Source organism: Actinospica durhamensis (assembly GCF_018139695.1).
GTDB classification, from domain to species: domain Bacteria; phylum Actinomycetota; class Actinomycetes; order Streptomycetales; family Catenulisporaceae; genus Actinospica; species Actinospica durhamensis.
In genome coordinates this window covers 1-394 of record NZ_JAGSOG010000869.1, presented here as the reverse complement: position 1 = coordinate 394, position 394 = coordinate 1, and the positions used below count along the sequence as shown (strand labels likewise).

Annotated in this window: 1 protein-coding gene; it reads left to right on the top strand. The window is 62.4% G+C overall.

Features of this window, described 5'->3' with window-relative positions; all coding sequences use genetic code 11:
- A partial coding sequence (locus KDL01_RS47370; RefSeq protein ID WP_212534370.1) for a guanylate kinase occupies window positions 1-394 on the top strand: 394 nt, incomplete at both ends.

Here is a 394-nt window from a genome sequence, read left to right as displayed (position 1 = left end):
TCATGACCGTCGAGGAGTTCAAGGCTTGTCGTGATCGCGGCGAGTTTCTCGAATGGGCCGAGGTACACGGCAACTACTACGCCACTTCGCGCGTGTGGATCGAAGAACAGATGCGCGCCGGCACCGACGTGCTGCTCGAGATCGACTGGCAGGGCGCTCAACAGGTGCATCAGCGTTTTTCCAATGCCGTCGAAATCTTCATCCTGCCGCCGTCGCTCCCTGCGCTGGAAGAACGTCTGAAGAAGCGCGGTCAGGACGAGCCGAATGTGATCGTGCGCCGCCTGCTGGCGGCGGGCTCCGAGATGGCGCACGCGCCCGAGGCCGACTACGTGATCATCAACGAAGTGTTCGATACCGCATTGGCCGAACTGCGCACCGTGGTGCAGGCCACGCG